At 63.1% G+C, this 19,195-nt stretch carries 17 protein-coding genes; 10 read left to right on the top strand and 7 right to left on the bottom strand.

Going from position 1 to position 19,195, the window contains the following annotated elements; translation table 11 throughout:
* Positions 1-76: 76 nt before the first annotated feature.
* On the bottom strand, positions 77-3,805 hold the full coding sequence (locus G572_RS0102825) for a vitamin B12-dependent ribonucleotide reductase (RefSeq protein WP_029057200.1): 3,729 nt from the start codon (positions 3,803-3,805) through the stop codon (positions 77-79).
* Between the two features lie 749 nt (positions 3,806-4,554).
* Between G572_RS0102825 and G572_RS22160 the strand changes: the two genes are divergently transcribed.
* Together G572_RS22160 and G572_RS0102810 are read left to right on the top strand one after the other, a co-directional pair.
* A complete protein-coding gene (locus tag G572_RS22160) occupies positions 4,555-5,280 on the top strand; it encodes a response regulator (protein ID WP_245566153.1) in 726 nt (241 codons plus the stop codon).
* Between the two features lie 149 nt (positions 5,281-5,429).
* The gene (locus tag G572_RS0102810) at positions 5,430-5,816 is read left to right on the top strand and encodes an NADH:ubiquinone oxidoreductase subunit NDUFA12 (protein ID WP_029057199.1); all 387 of its coding nucleotides are present in this window, start codon (positions 5,430-5,432) and stop codon (positions 5,814-5,816) included.
* 110 nt (positions 5,817-5,926) lie between these two features.
* Here the strand turns inward: G572_RS0102810 and G572_RS0102805 are convergent, their stop codons facing one another.
* Positions 5,927-6,583 (bottom strand): alpha/beta hydrolase, encoded by a 657-nt coding sequence (locus G572_RS0102805; protein ID WP_029057198.1) that lies wholly within the window; start codon positions 6,581-6,583, stop codon positions 5,927-5,929.
* 352 nt (positions 6,584-6,935) lie between these two features.
* On the opposite strand from G572_RS0102805, the gene G572_RS0102800 reads away from it, so the two are divergent.
* From G572_RS0102800 to sufA, 8 genes are all read left to right on the top strand, one after another.
* Entirely contained in the window at positions 6,936-8,114 is a 1,179-nt protein-coding gene (locus G572_RS0102800; protein WP_029057197.1) for a cysteine desulfurase family protein, read from the top strand.
* A 103-nt stretch (positions 8,115-8,217) separates the two neighbouring features.
* The gene (gene sufB / locus G572_RS0102795) at positions 8,218-9,690 is read left to right on the top strand and encodes a Fe-S cluster assembly protein SufB (RefSeq protein WP_029057196.1); all 1,473 of its coding nucleotides are present in this window, start codon (positions 8,218-8,220) and stop codon (positions 9,688-9,690) included.
* Complete coding sequence (locus G572_RS26175) at positions 9,690-9,863, top strand: hypothetical protein (RefSeq protein ID WP_156884461.1); 174 nt, start codon at positions 9,690-9,692, stop codon at positions 9,861-9,863. The genes sufB and G572_RS26175 overlap by 1 nt, the downstream gene beginning before the upstream one ends.
* 111 nt (positions 9,864-9,974) lie before the next feature.
* Positions 9,975-10,730 carry a Fe-S cluster assembly ATPase SufC gene (gene sufC / locus G572_RS0102785; RefSeq protein ID WP_029057195.1) on the top strand — a complete coding sequence of 252 codons (756 nt, stop codon included), beginning with the start codon at positions 9,975-9,977 and terminating at the stop codon, positions 10,728-10,730.
* Positions 10,731-10,753: 23 nt separating this feature from the next.
* On the top strand, positions 10,754-12,073 hold the full coding sequence (sufD, locus tag G572_RS0102780; protein WP_208979007.1) for a Fe-S cluster assembly protein SufD: 1,320 nt from the start codon (positions 10,754-10,756) through the stop codon (positions 12,071-12,073).
* Positions 12,074-12,076: 3 nt separating this feature from the next.
* Positions 12,077-13,333 carry a cysteine desulfurase gene (locus G572_RS0102775; RefSeq protein ID WP_156884460.1) on the top strand — a complete coding sequence of 419 codons (1,257 nt, stop codon included), beginning with the start codon at positions 12,077-12,079 and terminating at the stop codon, positions 13,331-13,333.
* A 7-nt stretch (positions 13,334-13,340) separates the two neighbouring features.
* Positions 13,341-13,739, top strand: a complete 399-nt coding sequence (locus tag G572_RS0102770) for an SUF system Fe-S cluster assembly protein (RefSeq protein WP_084649835.1) — start codon at positions 13,341-13,343, stop codon at positions 13,737-13,739.
* Positions 13,740-13,906: 167 nt separating this feature from the next.
* A complete protein-coding gene (sufA, locus tag G572_RS0102765; protein WP_029057191.1) occupies positions 13,907-14,293 on the top strand; it encodes a Fe-S cluster assembly scaffold SufA in 387 nt (128 codons plus the stop codon).
* A gap of 170 nt (positions 14,294-14,463) precedes the next feature.
* Here sufA and G572_RS0102760 read toward each other — a convergent pair whose 3' ends face one another.
* From G572_RS0102760 to G572_RS0102740, 5 genes are all read right to left on the bottom strand, one after another.
* Positions 14,464-15,522, bottom strand: coding sequence for a diguanylate cyclase (locus G572_RS0102760; protein WP_029057190.1), 1,059 nt, complete (start codon positions 15,520-15,522; stop codon positions 14,464-14,466).
* Positions 15,523-15,698: 176 nt separating this feature from the next.
* Positions 15,699-17,225 carry a DEAD/DEAH box helicase gene (locus tag G572_RS0102755; RefSeq protein WP_029057189.1) on the bottom strand — a complete coding sequence of 509 codons (1,527 nt, stop codon included), beginning with the start codon at positions 17,223-17,225 and terminating at the stop codon, positions 15,699-15,701.
* A gap of 165 nt (positions 17,226-17,390) precedes the next feature.
* A complete protein-coding gene (locus tag G572_RS0102750; protein ID WP_029057188.1) occupies positions 17,391-17,822 on the bottom strand; it encodes a hypothetical protein in 432 nt (143 codons plus the stop codon).
* A gap of 116 nt (positions 17,823-17,938) precedes the next feature.
* A complete protein-coding gene (locus G572_RS0102745) occupies positions 17,939-18,355 on the bottom strand; it encodes a YqaA family protein (RefSeq protein WP_029057187.1) in 417 nt (138 codons plus the stop codon).
* A gap of 46 nt (positions 18,356-18,401) precedes the next feature.
* Complete coding sequence (locus G572_RS0102740; protein ID WP_029057186.1) at positions 18,402-19,094, bottom strand: sulfotransferase family 2 domain-containing protein; 693 nt, start codon at positions 19,092-19,094, stop codon at positions 18,402-18,404.
* Positions 19,095-19,195 lie beyond the last annotated feature (101 nt).

The following is a 19,195-nucleotide window of genomic DNA, read 5'->3' as shown; positions in this document are numbered from 1 at the left end:
CCGGAATACTTGTTTTAAGCCGCTTACTGGCCGAACCGGCCCATCCTATGCGGCCCGGGCCATCTGAGTGGCGGCCTCAGCTGCACCCGCTCGTCGACCCGCAGGTGTCGCACTTCAGGCAGGTGCCGTTGCGCACCATGGTGAAGTTGCCGCATTCCGCGCAATTCTCGCCTTCGTAGCCCTTCATCCGGGCCTGCGCGATCTGCTGCGCCTGGCTGGCGACCGGGGCGGGGGAGGCGGTGCCGACATCGGTCGCCGTTTCCGTCTCGGCATCGACGTCGCGCTTGAAGGCAGTGGCAACCGCGGCCGTGCGGCCATGGACGGACGTCGAGCTCAGCGTCGTGCCACCCTTGGCGGTCTCACTGCTGCCGAGCGCGCCGGCGGGTTCCTCGCCCGCGCCGACCACGCGGAAGCGCTCGGTCTGGCCGCGCACCAGGCCGCGCGACACGACGCCGCTGTGCCCCTGATCGCTGGCGCGGCCCTCGTTCGGTCCCGAACTCATGGCCGTGTTGCCGATCGCTTCCGGCGGCACATGTGCCAGATCGTTGCGGGCCAGGTAGGAGACGGCCAGCTCGCGGAAGATATAGTCGAGGATCGAGGTCGCGTTCTTGATGGCCTCGTTGCCCTGTACCATGCCCGCCGGTTCGAAGCGGGTGAAGGTGAAGGCGTCGACATATTCCTCGAGCGGCACGCCGTACTGGAGACCCAGCGAGATCGCGATGGCAAAATTGTTCATCAGCGAGCGGAAGGCGGCGCCTTCCTTGTGCATGTCGATGAAGATCTCGCCGAGGCGTCCGTCGCCGTATTCGCCGGTGGTGAGATACACCTTGTGCCCGCCGACGCGCGCCTTCTGCGTGTAGCCCTTGCGCCGGTCCGGCATCTTCTCGCGCTCGCGCACCGGGCGTTCGACCACCCGCTCGACGATGCGTTCGACGATCTTTTCCGCGACCTTTTCCACCCGCGCCGTCTGCGACTGTGCAACCAGCGCCTCGACCGCATCCTCCTCGTCGTCCTCGTCATCGGCAAGAAGCTGGGAATTCAGCGGCTGCGACAGCTTGGAGCCGTCCCGGTAGAGCGCGTTCGCCTTGAGCGCCAGGCGCCAGGACAGCATGTAGGCCTCGGCGCAATCCTCGACCGCCGCGTCGTTCGGCATGTTGATCGTCTTGGAAATCGCTCCGGAGATGAACGGCTGGGCCGCCGCCATCATGCGGATGTGGCTTTCCACCGACAGGAACCGCTTGCCGAGCCGGCCGCAGGGGTTGGCGCAATCGAAGACCGCGTAATGCTCTTCCTTGAGAAAGGGCGCACCCTCCAGCGTCATCGCACCGCAGACATGGGTGTTGGCGGCCTCGATCTCGGCCTTCGAGAAACCGAGGTGCGACAACAGGTCGAAGTCCGGATCGTCGAGCTTTTCGGTCGGGACGCCGAGCTTGCCGGTGACGAAATCGTCGCCAAGCGTCCAGCGGTTGAACACGAACTTGATGTCGAAGGCGGAGCCGAGCGACCCGGCGACCTTCTCCAGCGCCTTGGCGTCGAACCCCTTGGCCGTGAGGCTCCCCGGGTTGATCGCCGGCGCCTGGTCGAGCGAGCCGTGGCCGACGGCATAGGCCTCGATTTCCGCGATCTCGCTTTCGCTGTAGCCGAGGCCGCGCAGGGCCGCCGGAACGGCGCGGTTGATGATCTTGAAGTAGCCGCCGCCGGCCAGCTTCTTGAACTTCACCAGTGCGAAATCCGGCTCGATGCCCGTGGTGTCGCAATCCATCACCAGGCCGATCGTGCCAGTCGGTGCGATCACGGTCGACTGGGCATTGCGATAGCCGTGCTTCTGGCCGAGCTCCAGCGCCTTGTCCCAGGCGATCTTGGCCCGTTCCACCAGACGCGGGTCGGTGCAGGAGGCATGATCGAGCGGCACCGGATTGGTGTTGAGCGCCTCGTAGCCCTCCGCTTCGCCATAGGCGGCGCGGCGGTGGTTGCGCATCACGCGCAACATATGGCTGGCGTTTTCCTCATAGCCCGGGAAGGCGCCGAGTTCGCCGGCCATCTCAGCCGAGGTGGCATAGGACACGCCGGTCATGATGGCCGTCAGCGCGCCGCAGATCGCACGGCCCTCGTCGCTGTCATAGGGAATGCCGGAGGTCATCAGCAGGCCGCCGATGTTGGCATAGCCGAGGCCGAGCGTGCGGAACTTGTAGGACAGCTCCGCGATCTCCTTGGACGGGAACTGCGCCATCAGCACGGAGATTTCGAGCACCATGGTCCACAGGCGCACGGCGTGCTCATAGTTCTCCACGTCGACCAGGCCGTCTTCCTGGCGGAACTGAAGCAGGTTCAGCGATGCGAGGTTGCAGGCGGTGTCGTCGAGGAACATGTACTCCGAACAGGGATTGGACGCGCGGATGTCGCCGGAGGCCGGGCAGGTGTGCCAGTCGTTGATGGTGGTGTGATACTGGATGCCCGGATCGGCCGATGCCCATGCGGCGTAGCCGATCTGTTCCCAAAGCTCGCGCGCCTTCACGGTCTTGGCAATGGAGCCGTCCTTGCGGGCGGTCAGGTTCCAGTCGTCATCGTCCAGAACCGCCGACAGGAAGCCGTCGGTGACGCGCACGGAGTTGTTGGAGTTCTGGCCCGAAACCGTGAGATAGGCTTCCGAATCCCAGTCCGTATTGTAGGTCGGGAACTCGATCTTGGTGAAGCCCTGGCGTGCGAACTGGATGACGCGCTGGATGTAGTTCTCCGGCACCATCATCTTCTTGGCGGCACGGATCTCGCGCTTCAGGGCCGGGTTTTTCGCCGGGTCGAAACAGTCGCTGTCATGGCCCTCGCAGTTCACGCAAGCGCGCATGATGGCGGAGAGATGCTTCTGGCAGATCTTGGAGCCGGTCACGAGGGCCGCGACCTTCTGCTCTTCCTTCACCTTCCAGCTGATGTAGTCCTCGATATCGGGATGGTCGATGTCGACAACGACCATCTTCGCCGCGCGGCGGGTGGTGCCGCCGGACTTGATCGCGCCGGCGGCCCGGTCGCCGATCTTGAGGAAGCTCATCAGGCCGGAGGACTTGCCGCCACCCGACAGTCGTTCGCCTTCGCCACGCACGCGGGAGAAGTTGGAGCCGGTGCCGGAGCCATACTTGAACAGGCGCGCCTCGCGGACCCAAAGGTCCATGATGCCGTTTTCGTTGACGAGATCGTCCTGGACGGACTGGATGAAACAGGCGTGCGGCTGCGGATGCTCATAGGCGGTCGCCGAGCGCGTCAGCTCGCCGGTCTCGAAGTCGACGTAAAAGTGACCCTGGCTCGGTCCGTCGATGCCATAGGCCCAATGCAGACCGGTGTTGAACCACTGCGGGCTGTTGGGAGCGACCTTCTGGGTGGCGAGCATGAAGCGCAGTTCGTCGAAGAAGGCCTGGGCATCGGCTTCGCCGTCGAAATAGCCGCCCTTCCAGCCCCAATAGGTCCAGGTGCCGGCGAGACGGTCGAACACCTGACGCGCATCGATCTCCGAGCCGTAGCGCTCGTCCTCGGGGAGGTCGGCCAGCGCCTCGAGATCGGCTTCCTTGCGCCACAGCCAGGAGGGAACGGTGTTCTCCTCGACCGGCTTCAGACGGGCCGGAACGCCTGCCTTGCGGAAGTATTTCTGCGCCAGGATGTCGGACGCGACCTGCGAGAACTGCGTGGGAACGTCGATATTCTCGAGGCGGAAAACGATCGAGCCATCCGGATTGCGGATCTCGCTGGTGGCGACCCGGAACGGAATCTCCGCATAGGGCGATTGTCCGTCCTTGGTATAACGCCGCTCGATTTTCATCCTGAAGCCCCCTTGAGTGCATTCGGCCCGTTGAGGCCAGTCGTGAGTGATCGCGGTCTTGCCGCATGCCCGGTCAGCGGCGAACACGCCGCTCCTCGTCCGCGCGGTTTCGAAAACGCGGACGTTCAAGCTGACGGTGCCCTGTCAAAAGTTGCCGCGCGTGCGCCGCGCGATCCGTATGTCTTGAGTGTGCACCAAATATAGTATGCTGGAGCACGCCTGTCACGACATATCGTATCGACGAGTCGAGAAACTCCATCGGTCGTGAGCCGCCGCGCTCAAGCCGGGTGGTGTGACGTCGCCTGTCTGTGGAATGGACGCGGAGCGTTTCGCTCCAACCTTCATACGATCTGTCGGACGCTTGAAAGGTAGGGTGAATCGTTTGTTAGCGTCAAGCGGTGAAATCCATCTATTGTGGATCTGGTCCGCTGAGGCCCAAAATGTAGTGCCGGGGTGTGGATATCGAGGACGGGCGACCGCAGGGCTTGCGGACAGGCGCTTCGTCAGGGTCAGGCTGCGGACAAGGCCGGCGCGCCGGAGATGCCTTCCGGCTACGCACGCCCGTTTGACGACATGCGTTTCAGGCGCGCCGAGAATCGCCTTCGATCCCCTTCAGTCTATCACCTCGGTCATTCGACTTTTAGTGAAACTGTCGGAAAATGCGTCCCGTTGGATCAACGGGGAAACAATCCGGCTGTGTTTCACTCTTTGCGTACATGTCTCAAATGCAGGATGCGCTCGTGGCTCGAATGACACGGCATTACGCCTATGGTCTCGACATCAACGACCTCGATGTCGTGGTCGTCGATGATTCCAAACCGATGCAGACGATCCTGCGCTCTACGCTTCTTGGCTTTCGGGTGCGCCGGGTGCGGACCTTCGACACTCCTGAGGAGGCGCTGGAAGTGATGCGTCTCGATCCGCCCAACATGGTGATCACGGACTGGCGCATGAAGCCGACAAGCGGGATCGGGCTTTTGCGCAACATCCGCCAGCGCAAGATGGCGCCGCTGTGTTTTCTGCCTGTGGTGTTCGTGACGGCGCATGGAACCCGGACCCTGATCGATCGCATTCTGCGCGATGGCGCGCAAAACGTGGTGATCAAGCCGATTTCGCCCTCCGCGTTGTTTGAGCGGCTGAACTGGACATTGCGCGACAGCCGGCCTTTGGTGCTGGGCGAGAACGGCCGATATGTCGTCGACGGCGTGGCCGAAAGCCTGGACGAAAAGGCGCGCAAATGGCAGCAGATCGGTGGCGGTCGCAGCCTTGTCGCCTTGTCGCCGGCCCGCGCCGCTGTCGGCCCCAAGCGTCCGCCCGCCCCGCTCGATGAATTGCGCCTGCCCAGCGAAGCGATCGTTGCGGAAAGCCCGACGGCAGACACAAGGGCCGAGGACGGCCAGCCAGTCGCCACGGGACGCAACAAGACGGGATTCGCCAAGATCGCCCGCGTCCGTCGCGCCAAGGGCGCGGCGTGATCCGGGAGCATCGCGCATCTGGACATCAGCGGGACGACGAGGCATAGTCGCGCCGCCTCAACAGGCGGACTGGCGCTTGCGCCACGCCGAGGCGGCATGCCGCGAGATCGCGGCGTACCGGATGGTTCCCGAAAAAATGGCCGAAGTCGATGAAAAGCCTGCTGCTTCAGTTTTTTACCTGGTGGAACGGTGCGACGTGGGGCACCCGCTTCTTCACCTGGCGCAAGGGCGAATTCGTCGGGACCGATGAATTCGGCAACAGCTATTACCGCGAACGCGGCGGAAAGAAGCGCTGGGTCCTCTACAAGGATCTGGCCGAAGCCTCGCAGATCCCCTCGGGCTGGCACGGCTGGATGCATCACCGCGTCGACACACCGCCCAGTGAGGTCGACTACACGCCGCGGAGCTGGCAGAAGCCGCATTTGCCCAATGGAACCGGCACGCCGGCGGCCTATCGCCCGAAGGGGTCGATCCTGACGCCGGAGCATCGTCCGCAGGTGTCGGGCGATTATGACGCGTGGTCGCCGGACAGTTGAGCTGTTGGCCGGATCGGCAGGGCCGCATTCGATGGGTTTAAAGACAAAACGCCGGCTGATGTATCAGCCGGCGTTTTTTGTTTCTGAGTGAGGAGCGACAGGGCCTCCGGTCAGGCGACCTCGGTGTCGATCCCCAGACGGCGGTCGAGATAGTCGCCGCACTCGCCCATCAGCTCGTCCATGTGGTTCTCGAAGAAGTGGTTTGCGCCGGGAATGATCTTCTGGTCGATGACGATCCCCTTTTGCGTCTTCAGCTTGTCGACGAGGTTCTGAACGTCCTTGGGCGGCACGACCTTGTCGGCGTCGCCATGGATGATCAGGCCCGAAGACGGGCAGGGGGCCAGGAACGAGAAGTCATGCAGATTGGCCGGCGGGGCGGCGGAGATAAAGCCTTCCACCTCGGGGCGGCGCATCAGAAGCTGCATGCCGATCCAGGCTCCGAAGGAGAAGCCGGCGATCCAGCAGGCGCGCGCATCGGGATGAACGCTCTGCACCCAATCGAGTGCGGCCGCGGCATCCGACAGTTCGCCCTGTCCGTGATCGAAGGTACCCTGGCTTCGACCGACGCCACGGAAGTTGAACCGCAAAACGGCAAAGCCGCGCTTCGCGAACATATAATAGAGCTGATAGACGATCTGGTTGTTCATCGTCCCGCCGAACTGCGGATGAAGATGAAGAATCAGAGCGATCGGCGCCGTGCGCGACTTCGCCGGCTGAAACCGGCCTTCGATGCGGCCGGCCGGCCCGTTGAAAATCACCTCAGGCATAGACCACCTCGTGCATGGGGCTCGTGTTCCTTCTTGTGTCACGCGCGTCCGATTGTCGCCAGTCCTGCTACGGGCTATTGCGTAGTGTCGCCTTGACTCGGGAGAACGCCGTTCCTAAAACTTCTTTAGAATCGTTCGAAACTTCGCGGTCGAGCCGGTCACTTCGAACCCTTCGGTCCTTCGCGTGGCTTGCAGGCTTGTCTTATCCAGATCTCCGCGCCGAAATGCAAGGATTGCTTGGGTGTTTGGCCGCAACAGCATCGCTTTTCGTCATTTGCGCGGCCGCGGGAACGGTGCCGTCGAATGTATCTCAGCCGGGGTGACCCGGTCCGGCCAAGGGGTTGATGCCGCAATGGCGCAGGGCAAAGCCATCTATCTGGATCACAATGCGGGCGCAAAACTGCGGCTGGCGGTGGCGGATGCGATGCGCGAGCTGATCGGCTTCACCGGAAACGCCTCGTCCGTTCATGCGCCGGGCAGGGCGGCGCGGGCCCAGATCGAGGCCGCGCGGTCCGCTGTGGCCGCTCTTGCCGGCGTCGAGGCCACCAACGTCGTGTTCACCTCCGGTGCGACGGAGGCCAACGTCATGGCCTTGTCGCCGGTCTGGGTCGACGGACGTGGCAGTCGCGGCTTCGACCGGCTGTTGGTCGGGGCGTGCGAACATCCTTCGGTGCTGTCCGGGGGGCGTTTTGCTGCGGATGCGGTCGAAACGCTTGCGGTCGACGGGCAGGGGCGCGTCAATGTCGCGCGGTTGTCGCAGCGGCTTGGCGAACTGGCGGCCGAGGGGCGGTCCGTTCTGGTCAGCGTGATGGCGGCGAACAATGAGACCGGCGTGATCCAGCCGCTTGAGGAGATCGGCCAGGCGGCTCGCGAGGTTGGAGCGACGCTGCATGTGGACGCGGTGCAGGCGGCGGGGCGCATCCCGCTCGACCTTGCGCGGTGGCAGGCCGACAGCGCTGCGGTGTCCGCGCACAAGATCGGCGGCCCTCAGGGCGCGGGAGCCCTCGTGTTGCGCAATGCAGGCCTCCATCCCGCACCGCTTCTTACCGGTGGCGGGCAGGAGCGCCGCAAGCGTGCCGGAACGGAGAATGTACTGGCAATTGCCGGTTTCGGTGTGGCGGCGCGAATTGCGTTGGATGAAATCGCCGATTGGGAGCGATTGGGTGTGCTGCGGGATGGTCTGGAGCGCGATCTTCTCCATATAAGGGGGGAGACTTGTGTTTTCGGGCAAGAGGCACCGCGGCTTGCCAACACATCGTGTTTCGCGGCGCCTGGAATGCCGGCCGAAACGGTGCTTATCGCGTTGGACCTCGAGGGGATCGCGGTCTCTTCCGGGGCGGCGTGTTCGAGCGGGAAGGTGTCGTCGTCGCATGTTCTTGCGGCGATGGGCGTCGACCGGGACCTGGCACGCTGCGCGTTGCGCGTCAGCCTCGGGCCGGATACGGACGCGGACGAAATCGAGGCCTTTGTCGCCGCATGGCGACGTGTATCGGCCCGGATGGGGACAGGTGGCGCGGGGCGTGCCGCCTGATCCGATCGGGCCTTTTGAGTAGCTGCCGAAGGCGACGTCTCGTTGCTGACGGTTACAGTTCGACAACCCGCGGTCCTTGACACCGCAGTGGATGGAGACGGAAATGCCTGCAGTTCAGGAAACGATCGACCGCGTGCGGTCGATCGATGTCGATCAATACAAGTACGGCTTCAGCACCGATATCGAGTCCGACAAGGCGCCGAAGGGTCTCAACGAAGACATCATCCGGTTCATCTCGGCCAAGAAGAACGAGCCGGAGTGGATGCTGGAATGGCGGCTGGATGCCTACAAGCGCTGGCTGACGATGACCGAGCCGACCTGGGCGCGCGTCGAGTATCCGAAGATCGACTTCAACGACATCTACTATTACTCCGCGCCGAAATCGACGCCGGGACCGAAGAGCCTCGACGAGGTCGACCCCGAGCTGCTGGCGACCTACGAGAAGCTCGGCATTCCGCTTCAGGAGCAGGAAATCCTCGCCGGCGTCGAGCCGAAGAACCGCGTCGCGGTCGATGCGGTGTTCGACAGCGTGTCCGTGGTCACCACCTTCAAGGAAGAGCTGAAGAAGGCTGGCGTCATCTTTTGCTCGATCTCCGAGGCGCTGCAGGAACACCCGGAGCTGGTCAAGAAGTACATCGGTTCGGTCGTTCCGGTGACCGACAACTATTATGCGACGCTGAACTCTGCCGTGTTCACCGACGGGTCCTTCGTCTACATCCCGGAGGGCGTGCGCTGCCCGATGGAGCTGTCGACCTATTTCCGCATCAACGAGCAGAACACCGGCCAGTTCGAACGCACGCTGATCATCGCGGAGAAGGGGTCCTACGTCAGCTATCTGGAAGGCTGCACGGCTCCCCAGCGTGACGAGAACCAGTTGCACGCGGCCGTGGTCGAGCTGATCGCGCTCGACGATGCGGAGATCAAATACTCCACCGTCCAGAACTGGTATCCGGGCGACAGCGAGGGCAAGGGCGGCATCTACAATTTCGTCACCAAGCGCGGCGACTGCCGGGGCAAAAACTCCAAGATCTCCTGGACCCAGGTGGAAACCGGGTCGGCGATCACCTGGAAGTATCCCTCCTGCATCCTGCGCGGCGACAATTCGCGCGGCGAGTTCTATTCGATCGCCGTGTCCAACGGCTGCCAGCAGATCGACAGCGGCACCAAGATGATGCACCTGGGCAAGAACACCTCCAGCCGCATCATCTCCAAGGGCATTTCGGCCGGCAAATCGCAGAACACCTATCGCGGTCTCGTCTCGGCGCATCGCAAGGCGTCGAATGCGCGCAACTTCACCCAGTGCGACAGCCTGCTGATCGGACAGGACTGCGGTGCGCATACCGTGCCCTATATCGACAGCAAGAACGCAACGGCCGTCTTCGAGCATGAGGCGACGACCTCGAAGATTTCCGACGACCAGATGTTCTATTGCCAGCAGCGCGGGCTCAGCGACGAAGAGGCGGTTGCGCTGATCGTCAACGGCTTCGTCAAGGACGTGATCCAGCAGCTGCCGATGGAATTTGCCGTGGAGGCGCAGAAGCTGATCTCGATCAGCCTCGAAGGCTCCGTGGGCTGATGACGACGGCCGGCTTCATCGATCTCTTTGCGACCCCGATAGCGGGGGGCGTCGGAGGCTTTCTTGGAATGCTCTTCGTCGCGAAAGACAAGGGATTCACGCCGAAAATGGCGGTTGGAGTCGGGGTTGTCATTGCTGTGGTGCTGTTTGCCTACAAGCTTGCGACCCGGTGAAGGGATCGAGCCGCTTCGGCGCTGCGCGGTCCGCTTGCGCCACCTGATGAACCAGACATTCACGGCGGAGCCCGACCCGCACGCCGAAACGACATGAACGAGGATTACCCGATGCTTGAGATCAAGAATCTCCACGCCCGCATTGCCGACGACGGCACCGAGATCCTGCGCGGCGTCAACCTGACCGTAAAGCCGGGCGAGGTGCATGCCATCATGGGACCGAACGGCTCCGGCAAGTCGACGCTCTCCTATATTCTCGCCGGCAAGACCGACTATGAGGTCACCGACGGCGACATTCTCTACAATGGCGAGAGCCTGCTGGAGCTGTCGCCGGACGAGCGTGCCGCGGCCGGCATGTTTCTGGCGTTCCAGTATCCGATCGAGATCCCGGGCGTTGCCACGATGACGTTCCTGAAGACCGCGCTCAACGCGCAGCGCAAGGCACGGGGCGAGGACGAACTGACCACGCCGGAGTTCATGCGCCGGGTGAAGGAAAAGGCAGCCGAGCTGCAGATCACCATGGACATGCTGAAGCGCCCGCTCAATGTCGGCTTTTCCGGCGGCGAGAAGAAGCGCTCCGAGATCCTGCAGATGGCGCTGCTGGAGCCGTCGCTCTGCGTGCTCGACGAGACCGATTCCGGCCTCGACATCGATGCGCTCAAGGTGGTGTCGGACGGCGTCAACGCGCTGCGCTCGCCGGAACGGTCGTTCCTGGTGATCACGCACTATCAGCGCCTGCTCGATCACATCGTGCCGGATGTCGTGCATGTGCTGTCCCGGGGCCGGATCGTGAAAACCGGCGACAAGGACCTGGCGCTTGAGCTGGAGAAGAACGGCTACGCCGACTATGTCGGCGCGGCCGCGTGAGCGCGGGGGAAGCTGTCATGAACATGGAACTACGCACTCTTGAAACCAAGGCGGAAGCCGTGCTGGCCGAAGCCTATGAAACGGTGCGCGACGCCCTGCCGGGCGGGGCGTCCGTCGCCAAGCTGCGCGCCGAGGCCTTCGACGCCTTCCGCGCAACCGGTCTGCCGCACCGCCGGGTCGAGGAGTGGAAATACTCCGACCTGCGCGCGCGTCTCAAGGACGTGCCCGCCTTCGCCGCCAAGCGGTCGGATGCGGACGCGGAGGCCGTGGTCGCCTCTGCGGGCGAGGCCTATGAAGCGGTCGAACGCCACCGGCTCGTGATCGTCGACGGGCACTATCATCCGGAACTTTCGGATGTCGCCGCCCTGGCCGGCGAGGGCGTTACCGTGCGCCCCTTCGCCGAAGCACTGGCCGCGGAGGGCGGGACGCTGCTCGACCTCCCGGTCGTCGCGCGCGATGACGCGGCTGTCGGCCTGAACGCGATCTTCTGCGCGGACGGTCTCGACATGATGATCGCCGACGGCGCCAAGCTGACCAAGCCGGTGGAAATCGTGCATGTGTCGGGCGCAGAGGCTGCCAGCACCGCAGAGCGGATCCTGATCCGCGCTGGCGCGAAAAGCGAGGCGGTGATCCTGCAGACGTTCGTCGGGGGCGTGGAGGGCACTTTCTCCAACACGCTGACCGACATTCGTGCGGGCAAGGGCTCGGGACTGACCGTTGCGCGGTTGCAGGCGGAAGCTGCCGGCACGACCCACATCGCCACAGCGACGCTAACGCTTGCGGAAGAGGCGCATGCCAAGCTGATCTGTGCCGGCGTCGGCTCGGGCTTCGCGCGCCATCAGTCTTTCGTCGCTTTTGAAGGCGAGAATGCGCGTGCCGACCTGCTCGGGATCACCATGGTGCGCGACCGGCAGCATGTCGACCAGACCCTGGTCGTTGATCACGCGGTCCCCCATTGCGAAAGCCGCGAGATTTTCAAGACGGTGGTCGACGATGGAGCCAAGGGCGTTTTCCAGGGCAAGATCATCGTGCGCCCGCATGCGCAGAAGACCGACGGGCAGATGATGACCCAGTCGCTTCTGCTGTCGGAAAATGCGGACATGTCGCTCAAGCCCGAGCTGGAAATCTTTGCCGATGACGTGCAATGCGCGCATGGTGCAACCAGCGGTCAAATCGACGAGGATCTCCTGTTCTATCTCCGTGCGCGCGGCATTCCGGAAAAGGAGGCCCGCACCTTGCTCGTGTTGGCGTTCCTGTCCGAGGCCGTTGAGGAAATCAAGGACGAGATCGTCATCGAGGCGTTCGAGAATCGCATCAGGAGCTGGTTGTCAGCCGAGGAGTAAGACATGGCGTTGACTGCGAACCCGTCTGCCGACACGGCACTCCCCTACGACGTGGAGGCTGTGCGCCGGGACTTTCCGATCCTGTCGCGGGAGATCTACGGCAAGCCGCTCGTGTATCTGGACAACGGGGCGTCGGCCCAGAAGCCGCAAGCGGTCATCGATGCGGTTACGCGGGCCTATTCGCATGAATACGCCAACGTTCATCGCGGCTTGCATTATCTCTCCAACACCGCGACGGAAAACTTCGAGGCGGCGCGCGAGACCGTGCGCCGCTTCCTGAACGCGCCGTCGGTCGACGAGGTGATCTTCACCCGCTCGACGACGGAAGCGATCAATCTCGTGGCCGAATCCTACGGCTCCCACCACATCGGTGAGGGGGACGAGATCGTGCTCACGATCATGGAGCACCATTCCAACATCGTGCCTTGGCACTTCCTCAGGGAACGCAAGGGTGCTGTGCTCAAATGGGTCTATCTGCGCGAAGACGGGTCCTTCGACCTGGACGCATTCGAGCAGGCGATCGGGCCGCGGACCAAGATGGTTGCGATCACCCATATGTCGAACGTGCTGGGCACGGTTGTGCCGATCAAGAAGGTTTGCGAGATCGCGCATGCCCATGGCGTTCCGGTGCTTGTTGACGGCAGCCAGTCGGCCGTGCACATGCCGGTCGACGTTGAGGAGCTCGGCTGCGATTTCTACTGCTTCACCGGCCACAAGGTTTATGGCCCGTCGGGTATCGGCGTGCTCTGGGGCAAGATGGAGCTGCTGGAGAAGATGGCGCCCTTCAACGGTGGCGGCGAGATGATCCTCGACGTGACCGAGGACGGCGTGACCTACAACGCCCCGCCGCATCGCTTCGAGGCGGGCACGCCGCCGATTGTGCAGGCAATCGGTCTCGGCGCCGCGCTCGACTATATGGATGCCATCGGGCGCGACCGCATTGCCGCGCATGAGGCGCGCTTGCGCGACTATGCGCAGGAACGGCTCAAGCAGTTGAACTCCGTACGCATTTTCGGCGAGGCACCCGGCAAGGGCGCGATCATTTCCTTCGAGATGAAGGGGATCCATGCCCATGACGTGTCGATGGTGATTGACCGCGAAGGCGTGGCCGTGCGCGCCGGAACCCATTGTGCCCAGCCGCTTCTGGCACGATATGGAGTGACATCGACCTGCCGGGCAAGCTTCGGTCTCTATAACACCACCGAAGAGGTCGACAGTCTCGTCGCCGCCTTGCAAAAGGCTCAGGACTTTTTTGCGTGAGGATGCCATGAGTGAATATTCGACCATGACCGATACGGGTGTCGGAGAGCCGCAGGCGGAGATTTCAGGCTCCGGCGGCAGCGCCATCCCCGCGGAGGATCTGCAGCAGATCACGCAGGATATCGTCGGCGCGTTGAAGACCGTCTACGATCCAGAGATCCCCTGCGACATCTACGAGCTGGGCCTGATCTACAAGGTCGACATCGAGGACGACCGGTCGATCTCGGTCGACATGACGCTGACCGCGCCCGGGTGTCCGGTCGCCGGTGAAATGCCGGGCTGGGTCGAGGATGCGGTGAGTTCTGTGGCGGGTGTCGGGCCGGTTAATGTGAACATGGTTTTCGATCCGCCGTGGACGCCGGACCGCATGTCCGAGGAAGCCAAGATCGCGCTCAACTGGTATTGACCCGAGCCGCGCCCTATATTGAGATGCAGGGGCAGGACACATGGTTCTGTCCTGACTGATCGTGCCCGACGCGTCCGCCACCTGGGCGCGTTCCGGTGCACAGCCGGTGCCTGGCGCGGGATGCGCGAGGCACCAGAATTCCCCGGACTGCTGGATTGGACACCGCGATGGCATCGAAATTTCAAGTCCTGACGCTGACCGAAGCCGCAGCGGAACGCGTTCGCGAAATCCTCGAAAATGCCGACAAGGATGCGCTCGGATTGCGCGTCGGGATCAAGACGGGCGGTTGCGCGGGCATGGAATACGACATGTCGCTCGTCGAGGAGGCAAAGCCGGGCGACGACGTGATCGAGGACAAGGGCGTCCGGATCTATGTCGACCCGTCAGCCGTTTTGTTCCTGCTCGGGACCGAGATGGACCATGAGGTCACCAAGTTCCGCTCCGGCTTCGTCTTCCGCAATCCCAACGAGGTTTCGGCCTGCGGCTGCGGTGAATCCGTCTCGCTCAAGGCAGCGGAGACCGGAGGCGGTCAGCCGGCCGGCCCTGCGGGCTGAGAGGCCCAAGACACGTCTCGCCCCAGTGCGGTGGCGGCATCTGACCGATGCCGCAATACGGCGACGGAAGAGATCCTGAAGAGGCCTTCGCGGTGTTTGCGACTTTTGGGGTAAAGCGGGCGAAAGTGCTGCGATCCATGCCCGCTTGAGGTGCCCGAAAAGAGGTGTTCTCAGGCGACGCGGCTGTCGGCCAGAACGTCCGGGTCGGTTTCGCAGCGCACCAGATTGCGTCCGGCGGCCTTTGCGGCATAAAGCGCGGTGTCCGCGCGCCCGATCAGCGACTGAGCGGTATCGCCGGGCTTGAAGGACGAGACGCCGATGGAAATCGTGATACGGCCGAGGTTTTCGCCGGTCGAGCGTTTCACCAGTTCCTTCGACAACACCGCCCGGCGGATGTGCTCGGCGACGGTCACGGCCTGACGCAGCGACGTGTGCGGCAACAAGATCGCGAATTCCTCGCCGCCATAGCGGCAGGCGATATCGTGACCCTTGACGTTCTGCTTCACGGCAAGGGCGACGAGCCGGAGAACCTGGTCGCCGGTCTGATGGCCGAAAGTGTCGTTGAATTTCTTGAAATGGTCGATGTCGGTGAGGAGGAGCGACAGGGGCTCCTGGGACTCGCCTGCATCCTTCACGACGCGTTCGACGGTGTGATCGAAGTGCTTGCGGTTGCTCAGGGTGGTCAGTTCATCCGTCAGGGATTCGTAGCGAATCGCCTCCAGGCTTTCCTGAAGCTCCTCAATCTGCTTGCGTGAGTCCACAAGCTGATCTTCCAGAGCCTTGTTCGAGGCGGCCGTGCTTTTGGTCGCCTTGATCATGTGACTGACGACGCGCCTTAGCTGCGTCGAATCTTCCATGTCTTCCAGTTGCGATTGAACGCCGGCAAGCGACGCGCCGTATTCTGCGACGCTATCGACGCTCTGACCCAGAATCTCCACCATATCCTGGATTTCGTCGGAGATCTTTTCGCCGACCTCGTCGATACGGTCACCCAATTTCGTTGGCGACAGGAAGCCGTTGTAGATCTGCTGAAGCTGCTCGGTGGTGATCTTGCCGGTCGAACCGGCAATTTCATTCACCGCCCGGTTGAGCGAGTGATTGAAGCCGGCTGAGTAGGTGTACCAGAGCTCGTAGAACCGCGGATAGGCAGGAAGTTCATTCTTGCGAATGTACTTGATCGCTGTGTCGCCATAGACGATCGTTCGCTTGTGGTCGTCTTCCTGAGCCATTCGCGGTTCCAAACGTACATGCGGTCGAACCCAATACTCGGTCGCACCACAATTCCTTCGAGGTGGTAAGGATATTGGCCGCCAAGTTTTAAGGTACCGTTAAGGCTGATCAGTCGCACGTCTTCTTCTCCACTACGGCAGGTAGTCCCGAATTCTCCGGTTCAGGGTGCCGTGCGTCAACTCGCTTTCTTGGGCCGCGTATCACGCAGCAGGAAGGCCGGCACGTGGTCACCCAGCCCGATCACCGGCTCGTCATCCTTGCCGCCGTTTCCGCGCCGCCGTTTCGAAGACTGGCGTTTTTCTTCCTGTGCCGCGGGCTTGGGACCGCGTCCGCGTCGGGCAGGGGCCTTTTCGTCAGGCTGTTTGGCCTCGCGCTTCGGCTCGGGCTTTGGCGCGGCCTCGGCAACGGCATCGCCTTCGTTCTTTGCGGTCTCCGGCTCGGAAGACTTGCGTTCCCTGCCTCCGGCGCGCGTGCGGCGTCGCGGCTTGGCCTCGCCGTCAGATCCGCTCTCAGCGCGCGCTGTGCGCCCGCCGCTCTTGCGGCGTGCTTTCTGGTCGGCCGAGGCGCTCTCGAAGTCGATCGGGTCGCCATACCAGGGGAGAGGGCGTTCGATCAGTTTCTCGATGCCGGAAAGATACTTCTGGTCTCCGCCCGTGACGATCGAAATGGCCACGCCGCTGCGCCCGGCGCGACCCGTGCGGCCGATGCGGTGGACGTAGTCTTCCGCATGCGTCGGGAGATCGTAGTTGAAGACATGGCTGACATCGGGAATGTCGAGGCCACGCGCCGCAACGTCGCTGGCGATGAGCAGGGTCAGCTCGCCCTTGCGGAACTGTTCGAGCGTTGCCATGCGCGAGCGCTGGTCCATGTCGCCGTGCAAGGCGCCAACCGAATAGCCATGGCGCTGCAGCGAGCGGAACACCGTTTGGACGTCGCGCTTGCGGTTGCAGAAGACAATCGCGTTCTTGAGATCCTGCGCTTCGTCGACGAGCTTGCGAAGCGTTTCGCGCTTGTCGAAATCCTTGTTGCCGGACGAAACCACTTGCTGCGTCACCGTCTCCGCGGTCGATGAAGTCTTGGCAACTTCGACCCGGGCCGGGTTGTGCAGGAAGGTATCGACCAGTCGCTGGATCTCCGGCGGCATGGTTGCCGAGAAGAAGAGCGTCTGACGGGTCATCGGGATCAGTTTGCAGATCCGCTCGATGTCGGGAATGAAGCCCATGTCGAGCATGCGGTCGGCTTCGTCGATCACCAGAATGTCGACGCCCTGAAGCAGAAGCTTTCCGCGCTCTGTGTGGTCGAGCAGGCGTCCGGGCGTTGCAATCAGGACGTCGACGCCGCGATCCAGCTTGCGATCCTGATCGCCGAAGGAGGTGCCGCCGATCAGCAAGGCAACATTGAGACGGTGGTTCACACCGTACTTGTTGAAGTTTTCCTCGACCTGGGCGGCGAGCTCGCGCGTTGGCTCGAGAATGAGCGTACGCGGCATGCGTGCGCGCCCGCGGCCCTTTTCAAGAAGCGTCAGCATCGGCAGCGTAAAGGACGCCGTCTTCCCCGTGCCGGTCTGGGCCAGGCCCAAAACGTCGCGGCGTTCAAGCACATGCGGGATTGCCGCAGCCTGAATAGGGGTGGGCTCGGTGTACCCGGCGGCCTCTACGGCGGCGAGTACTTTTTCGCTCAGTCCAAGTGAGGAAAAGGACATATTACCTTGATTGCATGATTGGAAACCGTACCGACGTCGCCCGTTTCGACCGACCCGGCTGCTTTGCCGCGCACACTACAGTTGGAAAATAAAATGTCAATGACGCAAAGTCGCCATACCAAGTGCGCCAAGAATTGCCGGTCATTCCATCCCGCCGCGGTGCTTTCAGTTACTTGCCGGCTGGAAGGTGTGATCCGACGGGGCCTCGCTCTCAAGGAAGAGTTCGTAGGTCGTCTCCTCGCCGTCCGGCGTTTGCAGATCGACAAAGGCAACAAGGCCATAACTGTCCATTTCGCTTCGCAAACCAGTGATTCTTGCGGAAAGCGCCCGCGCTTGTGCCACTTCGGCGGTTTCAGCGGACGTATTCGAAGACACGATGAACAAGCGGTCGGCGTTGCTTTCGCGAACCACGACGAAGGACAGGGGGGAGCCCTCCGCTCCGGGTATCCGCGACAACGCAGCAACGGTTTCGGGAAGCGTTTGCACGAGATCCTTCACTGGATCGGCCCGCGCGGCAAGGGGCAGGGACAGCGCCGCGGCAAGTGCGGCGACCGAAAGGACGCGGTACAGGCGGAGGCCGAAGTGTGTCTTGCGCATGGTCGCTCCTTGTCTGGCGCAGCGGGCGAACTGGGCTAAATCTAGGACGTTTCGGGGTCGCAAGGAAACCCCGTAAAGGGTGCGTCTGCACTTGAGGGGCGAGCCGTGGGGGGGGCTCACATCGCGGCGGCGAGGGCGACATAGCGGGCGGTCTTGCCGAGAGAGACGAGAATCAGGAAGCGCCAGAACGGCACCTTCAGAAATCCGGCCGCGAATGTCAGCGGGTCGCCGACGACGGGGAGGAAGGCGAAGAGCAGCGACCACGTGCCGTATCGGGCAAACCGTGATGACGCCCTTTCGATTTGTGCCGGTGTGAAGGGAAACCACCGGTGATTCCGCCAGGCGACGAGATAGCGTCCGATCGCCCAGTTGACTGCCGATCCCAGAATGTTGCCGCTCGCGGCAGCTGCGACCAGAAAAGAGGCCGGTACGTCTCCGGCGGCAAGGGCCGACAGGAGCATGATCTCGGAGGAAAAAGGGATCAGGGTCGCCGCCAGAAAGGCGCCGAGAAAGAGCGAGACGATCGTCATCATGGTGCGTATGCGCCTCGTGGTGCAGGCGAGGGGCGAAGGACGGCGTTCAGCCTGCCGGCTTTTCCCGCGCAAACAGGCTGTAGTCGTCGCGGTAGCGCTGCTCCGCCTTTTTCCGGAGGGACGGATCGAGGGTTGCGGCAATCCGCGCGATGCGCTGTTCGGCGCTGTCCTCGTGGGGGGGCAAGGGGCCGATATCGATCCCGCGGGCGGTCTGTGCGAGGGCGCGAAGGGCGCTCCAGTCGGCCTCCCTGTGTTCGAAGCGGATCAGAAGACGCGGCAACAGCTTGCCCTTGTGGAACAGAATGTCCGCCTGGCTGCGGAAAGCATTGGGGCTCTTGCGGTCGGGAATGCCGCACACGCAGGCGGTGAAGGCGTCGAAACTCATGCCTTCGCGAAAGCCGAGAAACCGCGCGGACGGGGGGACGGCACGCCCTGCGCCATAGTCGCGGGCGTAACAGGCGGCCAGCCGCATGACCGGATCGCGGATTGCCGCGAAAACCAGCGCGTCGGGATGACGCCTTTCCAGTTGGCGCGCCGACAGCAGCGCCATGCCGTCGGTCCAGTTTGACAAGGTGCCGGTGGCATAGCGGGTCGTCAACGGCGGTGCGACGCCTGGACCGGGCCCATGTCGGGCACTGAGCTCACGGAGCGCCTGACGAATGCTGTCGGTGGCGGAATGGGGGCAGCGCCCATAGGCCAGGCCGGTCCCCGAAAGCGCCAGATAATGGTGATCGTGCATCGGCCGGCGCCGGCGTTCGACTGCATTTTGGATGGCCCTGAGCACCGGTTCCTGCCCTCCCTTGCATCGCAATTCCGAGCGATCCGGTTCTCCGGCGCCGC

The organism is Stappia stellulata DSM 5886 (assembly GCF_000423705.1).
Classification (GTDB): Bacteria; Pseudomonadota; Alphaproteobacteria; order Rhizobiales; family Stappiaceae; genus Stappia; species Stappia stellulata.
Note: the sequence above shows the minus strand (reverse complement) of the source record. Positions and strands in the feature narration are given on the sequence as shown.